This is a genomic window from Saccharopolyspora oryzae, assembly GCF_027853915.1.
GTDB lineage: Bacteria > Actinomycetota > Actinomycetes > Mycobacteriales > Pseudonocardiaceae > Saccharopolyspora > Saccharopolyspora oryzae.
On record NZ_JAQGLA010000174.1, the window covers coordinates 1 to 3,296 of the forward strand.

Genomic DNA, 3,296 nt, shown 5'->3' on the forward strand with positions numbered 1-3,296 from the left:
CCCCCCCCCCCCCGACTCCGGTGTCAGCGGACGGGGTGGGCGGCGAGGACTTCGCCGACCTGGTCGGCCACGGCCGGGTCGAGCATCGGGTAGCGGCCTCCGGCGACGAACCGCTCGGAGAGCTCGAAGGTCACCACTTCCCCTTCGGACAGGAGCTGACCGGTCGCCGCCGGGTCGAGGGCGACCTGGTCCGGGTGGACGATCGTGACGTCGGTGAACGTCGCCGCCAGGTACGGGCTCGCGAACTGGGTGAACGAGTCGCCGACCATCCGCATCGGCGCGGTGACCATGCCCGGCTTCGGCGGCGAGTCCAGGTGCAGCGGTTCGTGGAAGTCGCTGGGCTTGAACTGGGTGTTGTCCACGTCGCTGCCGTCGGGCGCCAGCGAGTACGCCTGGATGTTCACCGTCCGGTCCTGGCCCAGCAGGTCCGGGATGTCCGCGCTGTGCGGGTACTGCCGCGACGGCAGGACCTTCCAGCTGCTCGTCACGCCCGGCTGGAGCCGTTCGGCGAGCTGGTAGGCCATGGTGATGCCGCCTTCGTGCGTCCAGTGCGTGTCGATGTCGTGGTAGATCGGCCGCTGGTTGCGGGCCGCCACGTCGCGCAGCTGCTTGCGCATGTCCAGCGCACCGGTCTGGCCGGGCACCCGCTTCCAGAACTCCTCGCGGGCCTTCGTCGAGCAGTCCTGCCCGGCGTAGCGGTCCGGCATGTTCTCCGGGTACGCGGTGGACTTGTCGGGCGCGATGACCAGCTGGAACTTTCGACCGGAGGCTTCCACGACGGACTTCCAGCGGCGCAGCCCGGCGATCACCTCGTCCAGCGAGCGCTTCGGCACGCACCGGTAGGACACGTCGTGCCCGAGGTAGAGCCAGCCGCCCTTGCCCTCGATGACCGCGGGGAACACGTTCTCGTCGATCTGCGGCTTCTCGTCGACCTGCCCGGCCCCCACCGGCGAGGTGTGCGAACCGCCGTCCAGCCGGGCGGGTTCGCCGAAGATCCCGCGGCTGAGCGCGTCCACCGACTGCACCGCGTCCTTCCGGAACGGCAGGTTGTCGGTGGCCCACGCGTTCAGGCCGGTGAAGGCGCCCCAACCGTCGGTGATGCTCGGGAACGCCGCCAGCGGCCGGTTCTCCAGCTGCGTCGGCCTAGCACCGAGGACCCAGCTGGTCAGGGGTGCGGTGAAGAACAGGACGGCGCACACCAGCGCGGCGAGCTGCCGCCTGCCGTGCCGCGGCCGGTGCATCGGGTGCTCCCGCGGCAACCACGCCTCGTGGACCGGGGGGAAGCTCTTCTGCCGCGACACACCCCAACGTTAACCGGCCACGCCCCGCGACCAGCCGGAAACTCATGGATCGACGAGCACTTTCATCTTCCGCCCGGCCCGCAGCGCGGCGAACCCCTCGTCGACGACCTGCTCCAACGGCACGTGCTCGACCCAGCCGGTGGTGTCGTAGTGGCCGCGCGCCATCAGGTCGATCACCGCCCCGTAGTCGTCGGCGGTGTAGCAGAGCGAACCCTGGATCGCGGACTCGCGCATCACCAGCTGGAGCAGCTCGGTCTGCAACGGGTGCTCGTAGATCGCCACCGCGATCAGCCGCTTGCGCGCCCCCAGGCAGGACATCCCGGCTGCCACGCTGGCCTTCACGCCCGCCGCGTCGAAAGCGGCGTCCGCACCGCGCCCGCCGGTCCGCTGCATGACGTGGGTGGCCGGGTCGATCTCCGTCGGGTCGATGACATCGGCCGCGCCCAACCCGGCGATCGCCGCCCGCCGCGTCTCCGACGGCTCGACGACCGTGATGTCCTCGACGCCGATGCCGCGCAGCGCGAACCAGATGCCGATCCCGATCGGCCCGGCACCGAAGATCACCGCGCTGCCGCCCGGACCGACCTCGCCGAGCCGAGCCGCGTGGTAGGCCACCGACATCGGCTCGACCAGCGCACCGAGCTCGGCCCCGACGGACGCCGGCAACCGGTGCGCCATCCACGACGGCACCACCGAGTACTCGGCCATCCCGCCGGGCGCCATCAACCCGTGGAACCCGATCTGCCGGCACACGTTGTAGTGCCCGGCCAGGCACGGCGGGCACTTCCCGCAGCGGTAGACCGGCTCGATCGCGACGTGGTCGCCCACGGCGACGTCGAACACGTCCGCACCGACCTCCACGACGGTCCCGGAGAACTCGTGCCCCATGGTGAGCGGCAACCGGTACCCGGTCAGCGGGTGCGGTTCGGTCGGGACGAAGATCGGCCCCGCGTAGTACTCGTGCAGGTCGGTGCCGCAGATCCCGTTGTGCCCGACCTTCACCTTGATCTGCCCGGCCGCGCAGACCGGCTCCGCGACGTCCTCGACTACCAGCTCTTCCCGCCCCCGGTACACCGCAGCACGCATCGCGCCTCCCACCGGCTCCGCTGCCAACGCGTTCCAGCACACGCCCGCGACTGCCCAGGTGCAACCGTTGCACCAGGTTGCACCCCGCAGCGGTCCGCTCAGAACCGGTAGTGGTCGATCAGTCCGCCCCTGCGGCAGGACGACCGAGGAATGCGGCAAGTCTGTCTATCGCCGGAGCGTCCTCCGAGATGGCCTGAGCAGGATCGAACCGACCGTTTCGCACCGGCTCGGTGAATTGGCGGCGGACGAATGTCAAAGCCTGTTCGGCCAGGTCTTCGGGGAGGTCGACGGGTTGCCCGGGCGAGGTCCCAGCCGTGAGTCAGGAGATCAGCCATGCGCACGAGCAGGAGTGCCGCGCCGGTGGTCTCGCCGAAAGGCCCCTGGTAGGTGCGTTCAAGAGCCTGCGGTTGATCGAACGCGGCCTGCACCGCTCCGCTGGACCTGACGTAGACCTCGACGGGGCTGCTGTTGAGGTGCTGCGTGCCGGGTTCGGGCGGCGCCTGGTGCGTCAGCGAAGCGGCCACGGCGAGATTCACGTCCACCAAGTGGTTCACCAAGTCCTCCACCGTCCAGTCGGTGCAGGGAGTCGGGTTCGACCACTGCCCTTCTCGGATGCCGGAAACCAGGTGACCGACGGCCTCCAGCGCTCGGCCGAGCTGTTCGACGGACGGGGCCAGCAGCACCATCGATGTTCTCCACGACGTGGTCGCGGCAGGACGAACCGCGATGGGGATAGTTGATCTTATCGTCGCTTGCCGCCCTTGATCTGCCCGGCCGCGCAGACCGGCTCCGCTGCCAACGCGTTCCAGCACACGCCCGCGACTGCCCAGGTGCGACCGTTGCACCAGGTTGCACGGCTGCTTCATCAACGACGTTTGCCGTTCTCGTCGTGGTGGGTGCGCACCTGGG

General features: G+C 69.8%; 3 protein-coding genes. All 3 read right to left on the reverse strand.

Annotation, left to right across the window (positions count from 1 at the left end; translation table 11 throughout):
* Nucleotides 1-23: 23 nt before the first annotated feature.
* Nucleotides 24-1,301: an alginate O-acetyltransferase AlgX-related protein gene (locus OU415_RS38005; RefSeq protein ID WP_270954646.1), complete on the reverse strand. Its 1,278-nt coding sequence runs from the start codon at nucleotides 1,299-1,301 to the stop codon at nucleotides 24-26.
* A gap of 42 nt (nucleotides 1,302-1,343) precedes the next feature.
* Nucleotides 1,344-2,387 (reverse strand): 2,3-butanediol dehydrogenase, encoded by a 1,044-nt coding sequence (locus OU415_RS38010; RefSeq protein ID WP_270954647.1) that lies wholly within the window; start codon nucleotides 2,385-2,387, stop codon nucleotides 1,344-1,346.
* A gap of 98 nt (nucleotides 2,388-2,485) precedes the next feature.
* Complete coding sequence (locus OU415_RS38015) at nucleotides 2,486-3,073, reverse strand: TIGR03086 family metal-binding protein (protein WP_270954648.1); 588 nt, start codon at nucleotides 3,071-3,073, stop codon at nucleotides 2,486-2,488.
* Nucleotides 3,074-3,296: the final 223 nt, after the last annotated feature.